Origin of the sequence: Mycobacterium gordonae, from assembly GCF_002101675.1 — a bacterium.
GTDB classification, from domain to species: Bacteria; Actinomycetota; Actinomycetes; order Mycobacteriales; family Mycobacteriaceae; genus Mycobacterium; species Mycobacterium gordonae.
In genome coordinates this window covers 1-1381 of the sequence record NZ_LQOY01000131.1, presented here as the reverse complement: position 1 = coordinate 1381, position 1381 = coordinate 1, and the positions used below count along the sequence as shown (strand labels likewise).

Sequence of the window (1381 nt, the reverse complement as noted above, 5' to 3'; positions counted from 1 at the left end):
ACCCTTCCCGGCGGAGGCGCTGCCTCCCGCGCCGCCCTTGCCGCCCGTGGCCGAAGTGGTGTCGATGATGCTGTCGGTTCCAGCGCTGCCACCGCTCCCGCCGCGCCCGGCGAAGAAGTCGTCGTTGTCCACACCCGATCCGCCAGCTCCCCCGGTGCCGCCGACGACGCTGACCGTCGACGTCGTGTTGCTGACGCTCACACTGCCGCCGTTTCCGCCGGTCCCGCCGGCGCCGGTGGTGCCGGTGCCACCTGCCCCGCCGGTGCCGCCATTGACGTGGCCGGTTCCGGCGGTGAAGGCCGCACCGCCTGTTCCGCCGCGTCCGCCAATGGCACCGTTGCCCCCGGCGCCGCCATTGCCCGAAGTGGCAGACCCGGCGGAGACGGCGCCTTCGATCCGCGCGTCGCCGCCGGTACCACCGACTCCGCCGACGCCGTTCGGGCCGCCGTCCCCGCCCCGGCCGCCCGTGCCCCCAACGGCGTCCCCGGTCCCGGAGTTTGCTCCCTGACCGCCGTTGCCCCCAGCGCCGCCGGGCCCGCTGCCGGTGCCGTTGCCGCCCGCGCCGCCGTTGCCGTACGTGCCGCCCGCGCCGCCCTGTCCGCCCTTGAAGCCGGCTGTGCCAGCGGGCGCCGAAGCGGCGTCATAACCCTGACCGCCTGCGCCGCCGCCCCCGCCATTACCCGAGATGATGCCGCCGGCCGCGCCGTTGGCACCAGCTACAGCGCCGACGCCGCCCGCGGCCCCGCCATTGCCGCCCGCACCTGGCGTGCCCGGATTTCCGCCGTTACCGCCCGCCCCACCACCGGGGGTGGCGGCATTGCCGGCACCGCCACTACCGCCATTGCCGGGTGCTCCGGCGTCGCCACCGGCGCCGCCCATCCCGCCATTGCCGTTGACACCTGACTGGCCCAGGGCCGAGCCGCGCCCACCTGCGCCGCCAGTTCCGCCGTCGCCCCCGACGCCGCCGGCGCCGCTGTCGCCCCCGGTGCCGCCAGCCGCCCCTGCGGCGTCTGCATTCCATCCGGCACCCCCGACACCGCCGGCGCCGCCTGCCCCGCCTGCTCCACCCTGACCGCCGGCCCCGCCCGAACCGGACAGCATCCCGGCGTTGCCGCCGGCGCCGCCCACACCTCCGTTGCCACCGGTGCCACCGATTCCGCCGGTGCCACCGACGGCGGAAGGGGTGCCCGGGTCGCCAGGAGTGCCGACCGCGCCGGCAGCGCCGGCCCCGCCGACACCGCCCGCTCCGCCGTTGCCGTAAATCCAGGCATTGCCGCCGGCCCCTCCTGCGCCACCGGTCACACCGACCGCGCCGATGCCGCCGGCGCCGCCGGCTCCCCCATTGCCCCGTAGCCAGCCGCCGGCGCCGGCGGCATCGGCG

Annotated in this window: 1 pseudogene; it reads right to left on the bottom strand. The window is 77.7% G+C overall.

Features of this window, described 5'->3' with window-relative positions:
• Positions 1 to 1381: pseudogene (locus AWC08_RS36645) on the bottom strand (PE family protein); the annotation flags it as partial.